The sequence below is a fragment of the Bizionia paragorgiae genome (assembly GCF_900107625.1).
Lineage (GTDB): Bacteria > Bacteroidota > Bacteroidia > Flavobacteriales > Flavobacteriaceae > Bizionia > Bizionia paragorgiae.
The window spans coordinates 18,587-36,578 of record NZ_FNQK01000001.1 but is presented as its reverse complement, the minus strand read 5'-3'; the positions used below and the strand labels follow the sequence as shown (position 1 = coordinate 36,578).

The 17,992-nt window shown below is 35.3% G+C and carries 15 protein-coding genes; 12 read left to right on the top strand and 3 right to left on the bottom strand.

The window, feature by feature from the left end; genetic code table 11:
* Positions 1-47 precede the first annotated feature (47 nt).
* Positions 48-1,802 (bottom strand): ABC transporter ATP-binding protein, encoded by a 1,755-nt coding sequence (locus tag BLV64_RS00165; protein WP_092130944.1) that lies wholly within the window; start codon positions 1,800-1,802, stop codon positions 48-50.
* A 144-nt stretch (positions 1,803-1,946) separates the two neighbouring features.
* On the opposite strand from BLV64_RS00165, the gene BLV64_RS00160 reads away from it, so the two are divergent.
* The 4 genes from BLV64_RS00160 (at position 1,947) to yajC (ending at position 4,946) form a co-directional block, all read left to right on the top strand.
* Positions 1,947-3,053, top strand: a complete 1,107-nt coding sequence (locus tag BLV64_RS00160; protein WP_092130943.1) for a Glu/Leu/Phe/Val family dehydrogenase — start codon at positions 1,947-1,949, stop codon at positions 3,051-3,053.
* A 132-nt stretch (positions 3,054-3,185) separates the two neighbouring features.
* Entirely contained in the window at positions 3,186-4,097 is a 912-nt protein-coding gene (gene nusB, locus BLV64_RS00155; RefSeq protein ID WP_092130941.1) for a transcription antitermination factor NusB, read from the top strand.
* Between the two features lie 64 nt (positions 4,098-4,161).
* Complete coding sequence (locus tag BLV64_RS00150) at positions 4,162-4,659, top strand: DUF1573 domain-containing protein (RefSeq protein ID WP_092130939.1); 498 nt, start codon at positions 4,162-4,164, stop codon at positions 4,657-4,659.
* Positions 4,659-4,946, top strand: coding sequence for a preprotein translocase subunit YajC (gene yajC, locus BLV64_RS00145; RefSeq protein ID WP_092130937.1), 288 nt, complete (start codon positions 4,659-4,661; stop codon positions 4,944-4,946). The genes BLV64_RS00150 and yajC overlap by 1 nt, the downstream gene beginning before the upstream one ends.
* Before the next feature lie 72 nt (positions 4,947-5,018).
* Here the strand turns inward: yajC and BLV64_RS00140 are convergent, their stop codons facing one another.
* Both BLV64_RS00140 and pepT read right to left on the bottom strand, forming a co-directional pair.
* The gene (locus tag BLV64_RS00140) at positions 5,019-5,615 is read right to left on the bottom strand and encodes a YdeI/OmpD-associated family protein (protein ID WP_092130935.1); all 597 of its coding nucleotides are present in this window, start codon (positions 5,613-5,615) and stop codon (positions 5,019-5,021) included.
* 274 nt (positions 5,616-5,889) lie between these two features.
* Entirely contained in the window at positions 5,890-7,128 is a 1,239-nt protein-coding gene (gene pepT / locus BLV64_RS00135; protein WP_092131357.1) for a peptidase T, read from the bottom strand.
* A gap of 128 nt (positions 7,129-7,256) precedes the next feature.
* Here pepT and BLV64_RS00130 point away from each other — a divergent pair, with 128 nt between their 5' ends.
* The 8 genes from BLV64_RS00130 to guaB all read left to right on the top strand — a co-directional run bounded on the left by BLV64_RS00130 (position 7,257) and on the right by guaB (position 17,964).
* Positions 7,257-8,294 carry a quinone-dependent dihydroorotate dehydrogenase gene (locus BLV64_RS00130; protein WP_092130933.1) on the top strand — a complete coding sequence of 346 codons (1,038 nt, stop codon included), beginning with the start codon at positions 7,257-7,259 and terminating at the stop codon, positions 8,292-8,294.
* 39 nt (positions 8,295-8,333) lie between these two features.
* Positions 8,334-8,951: a LysE family translocator gene (locus BLV64_RS00125; RefSeq protein ID WP_092130931.1), complete on the top strand. Its 618-nt coding sequence runs from the start codon at positions 8,334-8,336 to the stop codon at positions 8,949-8,951.
* A 110-nt stretch (positions 8,952-9,061) separates the two neighbouring features.
* Positions 9,062-9,925, top strand: coding sequence for a hydroxymethylglutaryl-CoA lyase (locus BLV64_RS00120; protein ID WP_092130929.1), 864 nt, complete (start codon positions 9,062-9,064; stop codon positions 9,923-9,925).
* Positions 9,926-10,081: 156 nt separating this feature from the next.
* A complete protein-coding gene (locus tag BLV64_RS00115) occupies positions 10,082-11,293 on the top strand; it encodes a DUF4856 domain-containing protein (protein WP_092130927.1) in 1,212 nt (403 codons plus the stop codon).
* A gap of 146 nt (positions 11,294-11,439) precedes the next feature.
* Positions 11,440-12,561: an imelysin family protein gene (locus tag BLV64_RS00110; protein WP_092130925.1), complete on the top strand. Its 1,122-nt coding sequence runs from the start codon at positions 11,440-11,442 to the stop codon at positions 12,559-12,561.
* 74 nt (positions 12,562-12,635) lie between these two features.
* Positions 12,636-14,003, top strand: a complete 1,368-nt coding sequence (locus tag BLV64_RS00105; protein ID WP_092130923.1) for an HTTM domain-containing protein — start codon at positions 12,636-12,638, stop codon at positions 14,001-14,003.
* Positions 13,984-16,410: a TonB-dependent receptor domain-containing protein gene (locus tag BLV64_RS00100; protein WP_092130921.1), complete on the top strand. Its 2,427-nt coding sequence runs from the start codon at positions 13,984-13,986 to the stop codon at positions 16,408-16,410. Before BLV64_RS00105 ends, BLV64_RS00100 begins: the two co-directional genes overlap by 20 nt.
* 81 nt (positions 16,411-16,491) lie before the next feature.
* On the top strand, positions 16,492-17,964 hold the full coding sequence (guaB, locus tag BLV64_RS00095) for an IMP dehydrogenase (RefSeq protein WP_092130919.1): 1,473 nt from the start codon (positions 16,492-16,494) through the stop codon (positions 17,962-17,964).
* Positions 17,965-17,992 lie beyond the last annotated feature (28 nt).

Sequence of the window (17,992 nt, the reverse complement as noted above, 5' to 3'; positions counted from 1 at the left end):
ACTATCATTCAAAAATCTAAAAAAAAATGAAATCACACAACTTATTACTACATTTCTTTTTGGTTAAGTTGTTTTAGGTATAACGATTTGTAGTAACCATCAATTGCTATAAGCTCATTGTGGGTGCCTTTTTGAGCTACTTTACCATCTTCTAGAACAATAATATGATCGGCATTTTTAGCTGAAGATATTCGGTGACTCACTATAATAGTGGTTTTTCCGTGGGAGACCTTATTCAGGTTATTTAATATTTTTTCTTCGGTCTCGGTATCGACTGCCGACAAGCAATCGTCAAATAACAATATTTTAGGGTCTTTTATAATAGCCCTAGCAATAGATACTCTTTGCTTTTGACCTCCAGATAAAGTAACACCACGCTCACCTAATACCGTGTCATATCCGTGAGTAAATTGGCTAATGTTTTTATGAACCTGAGCATTTTTTGCAGCTGAAATCACTTCCTCATCGGTGGCATCTTCCTTACCAAATTTGATATTGTTTTTTATGGTATCGCTAAATAAAAAGGCTTCTTGAGGAACGTAACCAATAGCGTTTCTTAAGCTATTTAAGTTTAGTGTTGATACTTCTTTAGCATCAATTAAAATATCTCCAGAATCTACGTCATACAAACGGCTTATCAAATCTAAAATAGTCGATTTCCCCGAGCCTGTTTTACCAATAATAGCCAGGGTTTCTCCGCTACCGACTTTAAAACTTAGTCCTTGCAAGGCTTTAATGTTGGTGTCGTCGTATGTAAAATGGACGTCCTTAAACTCTATAGCGCCCTTAATATCGGAAGGCGTAGTGTTCGTATTCCTAATCTCAGGCTCGATCTTTAAGAACTCATTAATACGTTTCTGAGAGGCTTCAGCTTCTTGAACAATTGAAGTCACCCAACCAATTGTCGCCACCGGCCAGGTTAGCATATTGACATATATAATAAATTCAGATACTGTTCCTAAGCTAATAATGCCATCGATATATTGTTTTCCTCCTATATAAATAACAATCAGGTTGCTAATACCGATAAGCAGTACCATCATAGGGAAGAAAAAGGCTTGAATACGCACTAAATGCAATTGTTTTTCCTTGCTTGCCTGTGAGAGTTCATCGAAATTTTTAAAGGTTTCCGACTCTAATCCGTAGGCTTTTATAACCGCTATCCCACTAAAAGACTCTTGAGTGAATGCCGATAATTTAGATAGATACTGTTGAACGATTGTACTGCGCTTATTAATTTCCTTGCTAATAAGATAAATTAACACAGATAAAATAGGTAAGGGGATAATGGTGTAAAAGGTCAATGACGGCGCTTGCTTATACATAAAAAAGATAGCGACAAAGAATAGGGTAATGGTATTAATGCTGTACATAATAGCAGGACCCGCATACATACGAACCCGTCCAACATCCTCACTAATACGGTTCATTAAGTCCCCTGTCTTATTTTTTTTATAAAAGTTAAGAGATAGTTTTTGGTATTGTTGGTAGACTTCATTTTTCAAGTCGTATTCAATGTATCGCGATACATTTATAATGGTTTGACGCATTAAGAAGGTTAATATTCCAGCGATAACCGCCGTGCCGACTATTAACAGAATATTGGTAAGCAAGTCTTTTTTAAAGACGGCGATATCGGCTTGTGGGTTTTGCGTTTGTTGGTTAACAATATCTATTGTTGATCCAATTAGTTGTGGTACAAAAACAATAAATAACTTGGAGACAACAGTAATAATAACACCTATAACAAGTTGGTATTTATATTTTAAAAAGTATTTATTTAAGTGTTGTAATTCTTTCATTCGAAAAACCAATGTTTTAATTCGCTATTAAATATTTCTTTTATTTGAGTCTTAATTTTGCTATACTCTTAATATTAGCCTATTTTTGTGGCTTTATTTTGCATAAATAACAAAAGCACCTTATTAACTTAATTTATAATTATAATGACAGCTGAAGTTGTAAACACAAACGAACTACACAAATTAGACCCAGTTTTTGGTCAATTATCATTCGATAATCACGAGCAAATTGTTTTTTGCAACGACAAAGATACAGGTTTAAAAGCAATAATAGGTATTCATAATACAGTATTAGGTCCTGCTTTAGGAGGGACAAGAATGTGGAATTACGCTAACGAATGGGAAGCATTAAACGATGTTTTGCGTCTCTCTCGTGGTATGAGTTTTAAATCGGCTATTACAGGACTAAACCTTGGAGGAGGTAAAGCTGTAATTATTGGTGATTCTAAAACACAAAAAACACCAGAATTAATGAGAAGCTTTGGTGAGTTTGTACACTCATTAAGTGGAAAGTATATTACTGCCGAAGATGTAGGAATGGAAACTGCAGATATGGATATCGTTCGCGATGTTACACCTTATGTTACAGGTATCTCTGAAGAAAGAGGAGGTTCTGGAAACCCATCTCCAATCACCGCTTACGGAGTGTTTATGGGAATGAAAGCAGCAGCGAAATATAAATTCGGATCTGACGTATTAGAAGACAAAAAAGTAATCGTTCAAGGAATTGGGCACGTTGGTGAAACGTTAGTAGAATATTTATCTAATGAAGGCGCTAAGGTTATTATTTCTGATATTAATGAAGCACGTTTAGAAGAGGTTAGTAAAAAATACGGTGCTACTATTTATAGAGGATCAGATTTATATAGCGAAGATGTAGATATCTATGCACCATGTGCTTTAGGAGCAACACTAAACGATGATACTGTAAATAAAATAAAAGCTAAAGTTATTGCAGGAGCTGCAAATAACCAATTGGCAAACGAAGTGATTCACGGACAAGCTTTAAAAGAAAGAGGTATCGTTTACGCTCCTGACTTTTTAATTAATGCCGGTGGGATTATTAATGTTTATGCTGAATTAGAAAATTACGGTAAAGCCGAAATTATGCGTAAAACAGAAAATATCTATAACACGACGTTAGAGATTTTAGCAAACGCAGATACTAACGAAATTACAACCTATCAAGCAGCACTTAATATTGCTCAAGGTAGAATTGATACAAGAAAAAAAGAAAATATGAATAAGTAATATTCATAAAAAACACTATTTTTGCAAGGCGAAAGTTATTTATAACTTTTCGCCTTTTTTTAATCCCTTTAAAATAATAAGAAAAAGTTCTTTGTAATTATGCTAAGTAGAAGACACATAAGAGTAAAAGTAATGCAGGTTTTATATGCATTTAATGGTACAGAAAGTGACGATTTTGGTAAAGACAAAAGGTTTTTATTGTCCAGTATCGATAATATGTATAATTTGTATTTATTAAACATCTCTTTACTAATAGAGGTTCAAAAAAGAGCCGAAGATTATATTACAAAATCTCAAAATAAACACTTAGCGACTCAAGAAGAGAAAAATCCCAATAGAAAATTTGTCAATAATGAAGTGCTTAAAATGCTTGCCGAAAACGAGCAATTGCAAGCTAAATTTGAGGAGTATAATATTTCTAACTGGGAACTTGATGGGGAATATGTCGATTTAATTTTTAAAGCGATTTTAAAAAGCGACCTATACAAAGAGTATACAGAAACACGAACGTCTTCGTTTAAAGAAGATAAAGCCTTCGTAGAAGATATTTTTAAAGAGATAATCGCTCCAAACGAGAAACTTTACGATTATTTAGAAGACAAAAAACTAACGTGGTTAGACGATTTGCCGACAGTAAATACGACCGTATTAAAACTATTGCGCAAAGTAAAATCCGATTCTAGTCCGTTTCACTTTATACCAAAACTTTATAAGGACTTAGAAGATAAAGATTTCGCTGTAAATTTATTTACCAAGACCCTTTTAAATCAAAACGCACTGTTAGCAGAAATAACTAAGAAAACGACCAATTGGGATTCTGAACGTATTGCGCAAATAGATATGCTATTATTAAAAATGGGGGTTTGTGAAATTCAAAACTTCCCATCCATTCCAACAAAAGTAACTATTAACGAATACCTCGAAATATCTAAGGAGTATTCTACGCCAAAAAGTAGAATATTTATTAACGGTATTTTAGACAAATTGGTTAAAGAATACGAAAGTGAGGGAAAACTAAATAAAATAGGTAGAGGGTTGATGTAGTCTAAAATTATTGTTACTTTTACACATCCTAAATTAAAAATTAATAAAATTAATAAAATTAATTATGAAAAAAGTAGTATTAGCATTAAGTGCAATGTGCTTAATAGCATTTACATCTTGTAAAGAAGATGCAACGAAAAAGATTGATGAAAATAACGTAACTGCAGCTGCAGAGAGAGATGCACAATCTTCTAAGTACCCAGTGCTTACGTTTGATAAAAGCGAGCATGATTTCGGTGAGCTTATTTCAGGAACTAATGTAGAAACAGTGTTTAACTACACAAATACTGGTGATGCTCCTTTAGTAATTACAGATATTAAAAGTACTTGTGGATGTACTGTACCAAGAGATTGGAGTAAAGAGCCATTAGCTCCAGGTGAGTCAGGAAGTTTTACAGTTAAATTTAACGGAAAAGGAACAAATAAAGTTTCTAAAGCTGTAACAGTAACTGCTAACACAGAAAAAGGTAGAGAAGTTGTTAAAATTTCTGCATTTGTTAAACCAGACCCTAATGCACCTACAAAAGCAGGTTCAGCAGCAATTACGCCAGTAGCTAAGTAATGGAAAGTCTTTCTAGTTTTTTACCTATTTTAGCAATGTTTGCTGTTGTGTATTTCTTTATGATTGCACCACAGATGAAACGTTCTAAACAAGAAAAAAAGTTCGCCTCAGAATTAAAAAAAGGTGATAAAATTGTCACTAAAAGCGGACTACACGGAAAAATTTTAGAGCTTAACGATAAAGATCGTAGCTGTATAATTGAAACGATGTCAGGGAAATTAAAATTCGATCGTTCATCAATTTCTATGGAATTGAGTAAAATCGTAAATACACCTGAAAAATCATAGAGCCTTACGCTCACCAAAAAAAAGCTTCAAGTTTATTCTTGAAGCTTTTTTTTGTTCTTTTAACTTATCTTTTTAGCAATTTTTATATTTGTCATGTAATCCAACTCCCTTACGGATTAAAGGTTTTATCTTTTCTAAACGGGTTGTCTTTGTAGTCTCTCGCTTTGCAGATGCAATGTGCTCACAATACTCACGCTGCTTAGCATGAGATAAGGTAGTGAAAGCATGGTCTAATGAAGGATCTTCTTGTAAAGCGACTTGTAGTTCTTCTGGAATGACAACAGGTTGTTTGCAACGTTCGGGCTTTAATTCTTTCCCAGATTTATGGTTTTGTATAGCTTCTTCTATATACGATAATACTTGCTCTTTATTTATAATGGTGTCCTCGTCAAATCGCATTTGGCGTAAGGCTTTAGTGCTTTCTTGAGCATTGACTAAAAGCTTGTGTTTGTCTTTTAAAAAGACGCCGTTAAAAAACCAAAGACCATAATGGTTTTTAAAAGCACCAATACCGACGATGTTTTTAGAGTCTAAAGTGTATACAGGAGCATTCCATTTAAGGGTTTCCTTTAAGCCTGTGCTTAGAAGTAGGGCTCTCAATTCCTCCAGTTTATTGCCAAATTTAGGATGGAGTTCAATATAATCATCAACAGTTGTTGCTTTTTTCATGGTGTTGTACTTTAAGTTATACTTCTAACTCGTGTTATTAGGTGAGGAGCAGATTTTTAAAAGGTCTAAATTAAATAAAAAAGCTGTGATATAGTTTCTAATACCTATGCTTTTATGCTGTTTTAATGGAAGTTTAAGGTCTAAATTTCAACGAAAATAAGGTCGGCATTATCGTTTTAAGAGGACTTTTTGCCTCCTATAAAAAGTAAAAGCCACTCTAAAACTAAAGAGTGACTTTTTTATGATTTGCTATTTTAAACAGCTGTACTTTTGCCTATTTTTTCTGTGCAGTAAGTTCAGCAATTTTGCAGATAACTTCTGTTGCTCTAATCATGCTTTCAACAGGGACATATTCGTAACGTCCGTGGAAATTGTGACCTCCAGCAAAAATATTCGGACAAGGTAATCCCATGTAGCTTAATTGAGAACCATCGGTACCCCCACGGATAGCTTTAATAAGTGGTTTAATTCCCAATTGTTTCATTGCTTCTTCAGCAATATCAACAATGTGCATTACAGGCTCTACTTTTTCCTTCATATTGTAATACTGATCTTCTATTTCAATCGTTACTACTTCACGCCCATATTGAGAGTTAATTTCTTCTGTTAACTTGAGCATCACTTCCTTTCTAGCTTCAAAATGCTCTCTGTCGTGATCACGGATAATGTATTGTAAAACGGTGTCTTCAACCTCACCATGCATAGAGTATAAATGGAAGAATCCCTCGTAACCTTCAGTATGTTCAGGAGTCTCTAAACGCGGTAATGAGTTAATGAATTCTGTCGCGATATACATCGAGTTTACTAATTTTCCTTTAGCATACCCTGGGTGTACGATCTTTCCTTTTATACGCACTTTAGCACCTGCAGCGTTGAAGTTTTCGTATTCTAACTCTCCAATTTGGCTACCATCCATAGTATAAGCCCAGTCGGCACCAAATTTTTCAACATCAAATTTATGAGCTCCACGACCAATTTCTTCATCTGGTGTAAAACCAACTCGAATTGGACCGTGCTTTATTTGTGGATTCTGAATTAAATACTCCATAGCTGAAACAATTTCTGTAATTCCAGCTTTATCATCGGCACCTAGTAAAGTAGTACCATCGGTTGTAATTAAAGTTTGTCCTTTATATAATAATAAATCCTCAAAATAGTCCGGAGATAATACAATGTTTTCAGCGGCGTTTAATACAATGTCTTTTCCATCGTATTTATCAATTATTTGAGGCTTTACATTAGCACCAGTAAAATCTGGAGACGTATCGAAATGTGATACAAAACCAATAGTAGGCACGTCATGGTCCACATTACTCGGTAAAGTAGCCATAATATAAGCGTTTTCGTCTATGCTTACATCTTGCATGCCTATAGCTTTTAACTCACCGACTAAAGCATTCGCTAAATCCCATTGCTTTTCAGTACTCGGTGTCGTTTTACTTTCTGGATCAGACTCTGTATCTACAGTGACGTAACTTACAAAGCGCTTAATAATATCTTCTTTAGAAATCATTTTTAATGACATTTTTAAGGTGTTTAATTCTTGCTTAATATGATGCGCTAAAGTACGATTATTAATTTTTTTGACTTTTGAATTGTTCATCTTTTTTTTTAGGCTTATTTTTGCCCAAATCTACACCTATGTATAAAGTATTACTGCGTCCTTTATTTTTTCTTTTCGATCCAGAAAAAATTCATCATTTTACGTTTTCTTTAATAAAATCAAGCTCTAAAATCCCTGGAGTTCCAGCATTGTTTAGAAGTTTGTATTGTATTGAAGATAAAAAATTAGAACGTGAAGTCTTCGGATTAACTTTTAAAAATCCTGTGGGATTAGCGGCAGGATTTGATAAAAATGCAGTACTTTTTAATGAGCTCGCTAATTTTGGTTTTGGTTTTATCGAAATCGGAACAGTAACGCCTAAAGGCCAAGTCGGTAACCCTAAAAAAAGATTGTTTAGACTGCAGTCTGATAAAGGAATAATAAACCGAATGGGTTTTAATAATGAAGGATTAGAATCAGCCATTTCTCAATTAAAGAAAAATAAAGGAAAATTGGTTATTGGTGGTAATATTGGAAAAAACACAGCCACATTGCCAGAAAACTATACCCAAGATTATGTAGATTGTTTTAAGGCCTTGCACCCCTATGTAGATTACTTTGTATTAAATGTGAGTTGTCCTAACGTTGGCAGCCATGCTAAACTTAACGATCGTGATTATTTGGAGGAGTTAATAGGAGCGGTACAACAAATTAATAAGAGTTTTCCTACCCAGAAACCTATAGTGCTTAAAATAGCACCAGATTTAAATACAGTGCAGTTAGATGAAATTATCGAATTGGTACTGACCACAAAACTAGATGGTGTTATTGCGAGTAATACCTCGGTAGATCGCTCGGGTCTAAAAACACCTGTGGAAAAGTTAGAAGCGATTGGAAATGGTGGGGTAAGCGGACAGCCGATAAAAGAGAAATCGACGCAAGTGATTAAATACCTTGCCGATAAAAGTAATAAGGCCTTTCCTATTATAGGAGTAGGAGGTGTGCATTCTGCTAAAGATGCATTAGATAAAATTGATGCTGGTGCCGATCTTATTCAAATCTATACAGGGTTTATTTATGAAGGTCCAAGCCTGATTAAAAAGATTAATAAAGCGATTTTAGAATCAGAACGTTAGTTTCTAATTCCTAAAATGATTTCCACATAATATAGACACGTGCACTACGATATTCTTTTAGCCTTTATACTTGCGACTTCGGCATTGGCATTATCGCCTGGTCCGGATAATATTTATGTGCTATTGCAGAGTATTGCTCACGGTACTAAATACGGAATCGCTACGGTGTGCGGATTAATTTCTGGATGTTTGTTGCATACCACGTTGGTGGCTTTCGGAGTTTCGGCAGTTTTAAAAGCAAATGAAAGCCTGTTTTTCATAATTAAATTGTTTGGCGCTGCTTATTTGTTGTTTTTAGCTTATAAAGTCTATTCAGCATCCGATAAAATAACCTTGTCAGATAGTCCTGTCCCCAAAAAAACCTACGGCGAACTCTTTAAGCAAGGGGTGATTATGAACGTGCTAAATCCGAAAGTGTCCATTTTCTTTTTAGCTTTTTTTCCTGGGTTTCTTTTTGATGATAGCCTGAGTACCGTGACCCAATTTTATGTTTTAGGCTTGTTATTTATGATAACATCATTCATTATCTTTACCCTAATAGCGATTTTGGCTGGACTGATTTCTACAGCTATAAAAAAACGTAAACATATTGGAGTCGTCTTAAAATGGCTGCAAATTGTGGTGTTTATTGCTATTGCTATTTTGATTTTGATATAAGTGGTGTGCTAGAATAATAGGTCCTAGTGCTAATACATGTATAAGGTCTGCTAAAAAATACACAGAGAAACATTTTACTTACTACTATTCTTTTTTATCTTTGAACTCCTATGAAAACACCAGTAAAAGTTATCGAATGTCCTCGTGATGCTATGCAAGGTATCAAGGGTTTTATACCTACGGAACAAAAAGTACAATACATACAGTCGTTATTACGAGTGGGGTTTGATACCATTGATTTTGGTAGTTTTGTTTCTCCAAAAGCAATTCCGCAAATGGTTGATACTCGCGAGGTATTGGCCCAATTGGATTTGAGCAAAACAACAAGCAAACTATTAGCTATTATAGCTAATGTGCGTGGTGCTGAAGATGCGTGTAAGCACCCAGAAATTGATTACTTGGGCTATCCATTTTCTATTTCTGAGAACTTCCAAATGCGTAACACACATAAAACCATTGCTCAATCGGTAGTGGCACTTCAAGAGATTCTTAATATTGCCAATAAACACAATAAAGAAGTGGTGGTGTACATTTCTATGGGATTTGGTAACCCTTACGGCGATCCATGGAATGTTGATATTGTAGGGGAGTGGACCGAAAGATTGGCTAAAATGGGCGTTAAAATACTATCATTAAGTGATACCGTGGGGACGTCTAATCCTGAAAATATTAATTATTTATTTTCTCACTTAATTCCGGAGTATTCCAATATAGAATTTGGTGCACACTTGCATACTACTCCTAATACATGGTTTGAGAAAATCGATGCCGCTTATAAATCGGGATGCCGTAGGTTTGATGGAGCGATTCAGGGGTTTGGAGGTTGCCCAATGGCAAAAGATGATCTTACCGGTAATATGCCAACTGAAAAATTATTGTCCTACTTAACCACTAAAAACGACTCACAGTTAAACGCTTTGAGTTTTGAAAGTGCCTATAACGAAGCCACTAAAGTTTTTAGCCGGTACCATTAAGTCACTGTAAATTAGTATAAGAGGAGCTATCCTTTATTTTTTTTAATAATCTATTTAAAATAAGTCTAAATAAACTTGCGTAGTACGTGTATGCATTTTACTTTTGTGGACTCAAAACAATATTATTTATAATAAGTCTAAATAAAAAGAGTAAAAATGAAACGAGTAGTTTTAGGATTAACAGTAGTAACAGCAATGGCATTTAACGCTTGTAGTAGTGATAATGATGTTGCATTATCAATACCACAAGAGCCTGGTATAGAACAACCAACCTCTTACGAGTTTACACGTGATGGAGAATCTACGGTGAGCTTTGGCGGACAAACAACGCGTATAGCTATGGCTACCGAGTTAGTTACTGCCTTAAAAATAAACACTACTACCGAAACAGAATTAAACAATATGTTTGCGCATGTGGAAGGTGAAGCAGATTTTTCGGATGCCGAATTAAATGCTTCAGGAAAAAATATACGTAGTAAAGTGGCTGCTTCTAACGATTTTTTTGCAGCAAATACAACAGGTTCTAATGCGATAAAAGCAGATTTTGATTCTTGGATTTCTGAACAGGCAACTACAGTATTCCCTAATTGGAGTGTAGAAGCGACTGCAGGAACAGCAGGTTTTAAGCAAGAAGCTGGCGGCGGAGCAATCCGTTATGTAAATGCTAAAGGATTAGAACTAAATCAAGCCGTAGCCAAAGGATTGATTGGTGGTTTAATGGCCGATCAAATTTTAAATAACTATTTAAGTATTGCGGTTTTAGATGCAGGTGATAATAGAACTAATAATACCAATAAAGTTTTAGAAGATGGAAAATCATATACCACTATGGAGCACAAATGGGATGAGGCTTTTGGATATCTTTATGGTGCCGAAGCAAACCCTGCATTTCCAACCTTATCAGGAGATGCGTTCTTAAACAATTACTTAGGGAAAGTAGATGAGGATGGTGATTTCGCCGGAATTGCAACTACTGTTTTTAACGCCTTTACTTTAGGTCGTGCCGCTATTATTGCTAACGATTATGACTTAAGAGATGAGCAAGTTGCCATTTTAAGAGCAAATATCTCTAAAGTGATTGCAGTTCGCGCAGTACATTATTTACAAGGTGGTAAAAATGCATTAGCAGCAGGAGATATGGCAAAAACTTTCCACCAATTATCTGAAGGGTTTGGATTTATGTATAGTTTACAATTTACAAGAGAGCCAAATACCGATGCTCCTTATGTATTAGATAGTGAAGTGGAAGATTTTAGTAACCAGTTATTAAATGGTAACGGTTTTTGGGACGTCACTCCTGAAACCTTAAATACAATGTCAGAATCTATTGCAACACGTTTTGGCTTCTCTGTACAACAAGCATTATAATAAAACAGTAATCTAGCAGATGGTTTATTTAAACGATCTGCTTTTTCTGTTTTCAATTAAAAACAATACGCTTATTAAGGTTTAATAAATGAGATACTTAGGGTTTTAGTATCTTTGCAAAACTTTTTAAAAATAAATATAAAAGGATGATTAAAAAAGTTATTTCAATTGTAGTGTTAGCATTAATCATAGTGTCGTGTAGTTCTTCAGATAGTGATTCTCCAGATGCTCCTAGTGGTACTTCAGATAATTTTGATAGACAGGCCATGTTGGTGTATTGGGCGGATGCTATTATCATGCCTGTATTAGATGATGTTAATTCAGAATTAGAAGCCTTGGTGCAAGCAAAAGATGCTTTTGTAAGCACACCAAATCAAGCTAATTTAGAAGGGCTTAGAACAGCTTGGTTATCAGCTTATAAAGTTTGGCAGTATGCGGAAATGTTTAATGTTGGTAAAGCCGATGAAATAGGGTATTACAAACAAATGAATATCTATCCTACAAATATAATCTTAATCGAAAGTAATATTTCAAATGGATCTTACGATTTAGGTAATAGTGGTAATAATGCAGCGGTAGGATTCCCTGCTTTAGATTATTTATTATTTGGAGTAGCGACTACAGATGCTGATATTGTTGCTATATATTCGACGAGTGTAAATGCAAGTAATTATACGACATACTTATCTGATGTGGTTAATAAAATGAAAATGTTAACCGAAACAGTGGTAGCAAGTTGGAATTCTGGCTACCGTGCAGATTATGTAAATCGTTCAGGAAACTCACAAACAAGTGCGGTAAACGAAACGGTTAATGATTTTGTAAACTATTACGAACGTGGTTTGCGATCGGCAAAATTCGGAATCCCTGCAGGTGTGTTTTCTAATAACCCACTTCCAGAAAAGGTAGAAGGTTACTACTCTAAAGTGTATTCTAAAGAATTGGCTACCGAGGCCCTGGCTGCCGTTGAAGCCTTTTTTATTGGGAATGCTTATAATTCGACGACTACCGGACCGAGTTTAAAGGCCTATTTAGAATATTTAAATAAATCGGATATCTCATCATCTGTATTAACCCAATTTGGTCAAGCTCAAAATGGTATTCAAGTGCTTAATCCTAATTTTAATCAGCAAATACAAAATGATAATAGTAAAATGACACTTGTTTACGATGCCCTGCAAATAGGTGTGGTTTTATTAAAAGTAGATATGCTTCAAGCATTTCAGATTCAATTGGACCAAGGTTATGTTGATAATGATGGCGATTAATAGCATTTAAAATAAAATACATAAAGATTCTCTAATTGGTTTTGGAGAATCTTTTTTTATGCAAATTTTTTCTGATGACAGCAAAATTAAAAACATACTTTAAATCCCAAACTAACGCAGCTCCTTTGGCTGTATTTAGAATGCTATTTGGTATAATGATGTTGTATAGCATTGTACGATTTTGGTATCATGGGTGGATAAACACGCTGTACATTGAGCCTAAATTTCACTTCTCTTATTATGGATTCGAGTGGATTCAACCCCTAGGTATTTACACAAATCTTCTTTTTAGTGTCGCTGGACTATCTGCACTGTTTGTAGCTATAGGCTATAAATACAGATTCGCAATTGTTGTTTTCTTTTTAAGTTTTACCTATATCGAGTTAATGGATAAAACCACGTATTTAAACCATTACTACTTTATTAGTGTATTAAGCTTTGTAATGATTTTTCTACCAGCTAATGCCTTTTTCTCGGTAGATGCATATACGAGGAAAATAGCATTTCAATCGGTTCCAAAATGGACAATCGATAGTGTGAAACTATTATTAGCCATGGTTTATTTCTATGCGGGTTTGGCTAAAATAAATTCCGATTGGTTGTTTAAAGCCATGCCGTTAAAAATATGGCTGCCTTCAAAATACGATATGCCAATTTTAGGAACACATATTATGCAAGAAGAGTGGTTTCATTTTGCAATGAGCTGGAGTGGTATGTTATACGATTTGTGTATTCCCTTTTTGCTACTTTACAGAAAAACACGTGGTTTCGCTTTTCTTTTAGTGGTGGTTTTTCATGTGTTTACTCGGGTTTTATTTCCTATCGGAATGTTTCCTTTTATTATGATAGTCTCAACGCTTATATTTTTCGATGCAGGGCTTCACCTTAAAATTATCGCGATTCTAAAACGACTTTTAAAGGCTATGGGGGTTTTTAAACCCATAGAAGTGACTTCACATCCTATGATTCCAAAATTTCAACGTTTTAGTGCCGCAATATTGACTTTATTTTTTGCTTTTCAATTACTTTTGCCCTTTCGATATGTTGTGTATCCAGGCGAGTTATTTTGGACAGAAGAAGGGTATCGGTTTTCGTGGCGCGTAATGCTAATGGAAAAAATGGGTTATACCACATTCAAGATTGTCGATAAGGTGAGTGGAGAGGCATTTATAGTTAATAATTCAGATTTCCTGACCGTTTTTCAAGAGAAAGAAATGAGTACGCAACCCGATTTTATTCTGGAGTATGCACACTTCTTAGGCGATCATTTTGCGGCTCAAGGCCATAAGAATATACAGGTATTCGCAGAGAGTTATGTAGCCCTAAACGGTAGACGAAGTCAGCCGTTTATAGATAAAACTGTCGATTTATATCAAGAACAAGAATCATTTAAACCTAAAACGTGGATTTTACCATTTAACGATGAGATTAAAGGACTTTAAATTAGTAATTGTAGTTGCATTAATTAGTAGTTATGCCTTAGCACAACAGACTATTTCAGGAGTGATAAGCCATGCCGATACCGGAGAGGGGATTGCCGATGTGCAGATCTATAATAAAACCACAGGCTTGCTGGCAGAAAGTGATGCTTCTGGTTTTTACGAGTTTCAAACGGATAAAAAAGAGCTGCAACTTGTCTTCTTTTCTTATGAGTTTGAAGTTGTAGAACACTTGCTTTTTATACAGAAAGATGAGCAAGTAAATGTGCGATTAAAACCTTTGGGGGTCACTCTTTCTGAAGTTCAAATTGCTTCTAGAAAAGAAAAGGTTTTTGAAATAAGTCGGTTAAAAGACATCGAAGAAACAGCAATCTATGCCGGTAAAAAAACAGAAGTGATTTTGGTCGAGCAGTCCATGGCCAATTTGGCAAGTAACAACGCAAGACAGATTTACAGTCAGGTGGTGGGCTTAAATATTTATCAGAATGACGATGCGGGATTGCAATTAAATATTGGAGGTCGCGGATTAGATCCTAATCGTACTGCCAATTTTAATACACGACAAAGCGGGTATGATATTAGTGCCGATGTTTTAGGCTATCCAGAAAGCTATTACACACCGGCAAGTGAAGGCATTAAAGAGATTCAAGTGATTCGTGGTGCAGCTTCCTTGCAGTACGGAACCCAATTTGGAGGATTAATTAACTTTAAAATGAAAGCGCCAAACCCTAACAAACCCTTCGAACTTATTACAAGAAATACGGTGGGGAGTTACGGTTTATACACCAACTTTACGAGCGTAAGTGGTACCAAAAATAAACTGAGCTATTACAGTTACTTTAATTATAAAAAAGGCGACGGATTTAGAGCGAATTCTGAATTTGAATCTAAAAATGTTTTTGCCCATGTAGGATATCAATTTAATGATAATACATCCTTAACCGGCGAGCTAACTTATATGAGATACTTAGCCCAGCAAGGTGGAGGCTTGTCGGACAATATGTTTTATAACGATCCGTATCAAAGCAATAGAGAACGTAACTGGTTTCAGGTCGATTGGTTACTATACAATCTAAAGTTTGCACATAAATTTTCTGATCAAACCAATTTTACTTTTAATTTTTTCGGATTGAACGCTTCTAGAGATGCATTGGGTTATAGAAGTAACCGTGTGGATCAAGCCGATCCGTTAAAAGAACGCGATTTGATAAAAGGAGATTTTAAAAATTACGGATTCGAAACGCGTTTGCTAAGTAAATATCATCTGCTAGATAAAGACGCTACTTTTTTAATAGGTGCTAAATTGTATAAGGCCGATAACGCACAACAACAGGGAGCTGGTAGTGATGGTTATGGAGCAGATTTTAATTTTTATAACGATCAATTTTCTGGTTATAATAACCAATCGCAATTTGAGTTACCAAATTTTAATATGTCCGTTTTCGGTGAAAACATAGTGTATATAAACGATAAGCTGTCTATAACACCTGGTTTTCGTTTCGAGTATATTAGAACACAAAGTGATGGCTTTTATAAAAACATAAATTTTGATGGTGCTGGGAATGTTATTTTTGAAGAAACTCTTAGCGATAATCAAGACTTTGAGCGCTCCTTTGTGCTATTTGGTATTGGGGGGAGTTATAAACCAAATTCAGCACTAGAAGTGTATGGAAATCTCTCTCAGAACTACAGATCGGTAACCTTTTCAGATATTAATATTGTGAACCCTACTTTTAGAATTAATGAAAACATTACAGACGAAGAAGGATATACTGCCGATGTTGGAGTTCGTGGCGCTATAAATAGCATGGTATCTTATGATGTTGGTGTTTTCGGATTGTTTTATAACGGAAGAATCGGTGTACTTACCAAAAAGGAATCGACTAATAGAACCATAAACGAAAGAGGGAATATTGGAGATGCTAGAATGTATGGAATAGAGTCTTTATTTGACTTTAATTTGAAGAAAATTGTCGGATTAACAAATGATTTTAAATTTAATTACTTTATAAACTCATCATTTGTGAATTCAGAATATACCGCTTCAGAAGAAGTAGGTATTAAAGGAAATAAGGTGGAGTTTGTTCCTGAGGTGAATATTAAAACCGGAGTGAAGTTCGGTTATAAAAATCTTTTAGCTAACGTTCAGTATTCCTATTTGTCAGAACAATTTACAGATGCTTCGAATTCAGTTTCCTCAGGAATCAGCGGTATTGTTGGAGAAATTCCGAGTTATGATATTCTAGACTTGTCATTATCTTACAGTTATAAGCGTTTTAAATTAGAAACAGGAATCAATAATGTATTAGATAATGCCTACTTTACAAGACGAGCTACAGGCTACCCTGGGCCTGGAATAATTCCGTCTTCACCTAGAAATTATTATGCCACGTTGCAAGTTAAATTTTAAGCGTATTACTATATAAGTAAATTAAATAGAGATAGAATAAAATAAATACCTTAAATTTGCACGCAATTAATTCCAATTGCAATGACAGCACACGAAAATAAAATAGTTGGTGAAGGATTAACGTATGATGACGTCCTTTTAGTGCCTGCTTTTTCCGAAGTACTTCCAAGAGAAGTAAACATTCAAACAAAATTTACTAGAAATATTACAATTAACATTCCTATTGTTTCTGCAGCAATGGATACGGTTACCGAGAGCGCTTTAGCTATTGCTATGGCTCGTGAGGGAGGTATCGGAGTGTTACACAAGAATATGACGGTTAAGCAGCAAGCACAAGAAGTCAGGAAGGTGAAACGTGCCGAAAGTGGTATGATTATCGACCCGGTGACCTTACCGCTTACCGCAATTGTTGACGATGCTAATAAGGCTATGAAAGAACATAGTATTGGTGGTATTCCTATTGTAGACGAAAATGGAATCTTAAAAGGTATTGTTACCAATAGAGATTTGCGCTTCGAACATCAAGGTGATCGTCCTATTACAGAGGTAATGACTAAAGATCGATTAGTTACTGCACCCGTAGGGACCTCGTTAAGTGATGCGGAATTAATTCTTCAAAAACATAAAATTGAAAAGTTACTAATCGTAAATGACGATTATAAACTTGAAGGCTTAATTACCTTTAGAGATATTACTAAAGTAACCCAAAAGCCTATTGCTAATAAAGATACCTTTGGTCGTTTACGAGTGGCTGCTGCTATTGGAGTTACTGGAGACGCTGTAGAGCGCGCAGAAGCTTTAGTTAATGCTGGTGTCGATGCAATTATTATAGATACAGCTCACGGACATACTAAAGGTGTGGTTTCCGTGTTAAAAGATATTAAAAGTAAATTTCCACAGTTGGATGTCGTTGTAGGTAATATCGCGACTGCCGAAGCTGCTAAGTATTTAGTAGAAGCTGGTGCCGATGCGGTGAAAGTAGGAATAGGACCTGGTTCTATTTGTACAACTCGTGTTGTAGCTGGTGTTGGTTTTCCTCAATTCTCTGCAGTATTAGAAGTCGCTGCAGCTATTAAAGGTAGCGGTGTTCCTGTTATTGCCGATGGTGGTATTCGTTACACAGGAGATATTCCAAAAGCAATTGCTGCGGGTGCCGATAGTGTCATGTTAGGTTCGCTTTTAGCGGGAACTAAAGAGTCACCAGGTGAAACTATTATCTTCGAAGGTAGAAAATACAAATCGTATCGTGGGATGGGATCGGTAGAAGCTATGAAAAAAGGTAGTAAAGACCGTTATTTCCAGGATGTGGAAGATGATATTAAAAAGTTAGTGCCTGAAGGTATCGTAGGTCGTGTGGCTTATAAAGGCGAGTTGAACGAAAGTATTCACCAGTTTATTGGTGGCCTACGTGCAGGAATGGGATACTGTGGTGCTAAAGATGTAGATACCTTGAAAGAAACTGGTCGTTTTGTGAAAATTACCGCTTCAGGAATCAACGAGAGCCACCCTCATGATGTTACCATTACTAAAGAATCACCAAATTACTCAAGATAATTTGAGACTCATAATATAGTATAAAGCT

Excerpts from the sequence above, each read along its gene's own strand:
- BLV64_RS00160 (WP_092130943.1), top strand. The coding sequence starts at position 1,947 with ATGACAGCTGAAGTTGTAAACACAAACGAACTACACAAATTAGACCCA.
- BLV64_RS00110 (WP_092130925.1), top strand. The coding sequence starts at position 11,440 with ATGATTAAAAAAGTTATTTCAATTGTAGTGTTAGCATTAATCATAGTG.
- BLV64_RS00100 (WP_092130921.1), top strand. The coding sequence starts at position 13,984 with ATGAGATTAAAGGACTTTAAATTAGTAATTGTAGTTGCATTAATTAGT.
- BLV64_RS00130 (WP_092130933.1), top strand. The coding sequence starts at position 7,257 with ATGTATAAAGTATTACTGCGTCCTTTATTTTTTCTTTTCGATCCAGAA.
- pepT (WP_092131357.1), bottom strand. The coding sequence starts at position 7,128 with ATGATTTCTAAAGAAGATATTATTAAGCGCTTTGTAAGTTACGTCACT.
- BLV64_RS00165 (WP_092130944.1), bottom strand. The coding sequence starts at position 1,802 with ATGAAAGAATTACAACACTTAAATAAATACTTTTTAAAATATAAATAC.
- BLV64_RS00150 (WP_092130939.1), top strand. The coding sequence starts at position 4,162 with ATGAAAAAAGTAGTATTAGCATTAAGTGCAATGTGCTTAATAGCATTT.
- yajC (WP_092130937.1), top strand. The coding sequence starts at position 4,659 with ATGGAAAGTCTTTCTAGTTTTTTACCTATTTTAGCAATGTTTGCTGTT.
- BLV64_RS00105 (WP_092130923.1), top strand. The coding sequence starts at position 12,636 with ATGACAGCAAAATTAAAAACATACTTTAAATCCCAAACTAACGCAGCT.
- guaB (WP_092130919.1), top strand. The coding sequence starts at position 16,492 with ATGACAGCACACGAAAATAAAATAGTTGGTGAAGGATTAACGTATGAT.
- BLV64_RS00120 (WP_092130929.1), top strand. The coding sequence starts at position 9,062 with ATGAAAACACCAGTAAAAGTTATCGAATGTCCTCGTGATGCTATGCAA.
- nusB (WP_092130941.1), top strand. The coding sequence starts at position 3,186 with ATGCAGGTTTTATATGCATTTAATGGTACAGAAAGTGACGATTTTGGT.
- BLV64_RS00140 (WP_092130935.1), bottom strand. The coding sequence starts at position 5,615 with ATGAAAAAAGCAACAACTGTTGATGATTATATTGAACTCCATCCTAAA.
- BLV64_RS00115 (WP_092130927.1), top strand. The coding sequence starts at position 10,082 with ATGAAACGAGTAGTTTTAGGATTAACAGTAGTAACAGCAATGGCATTT.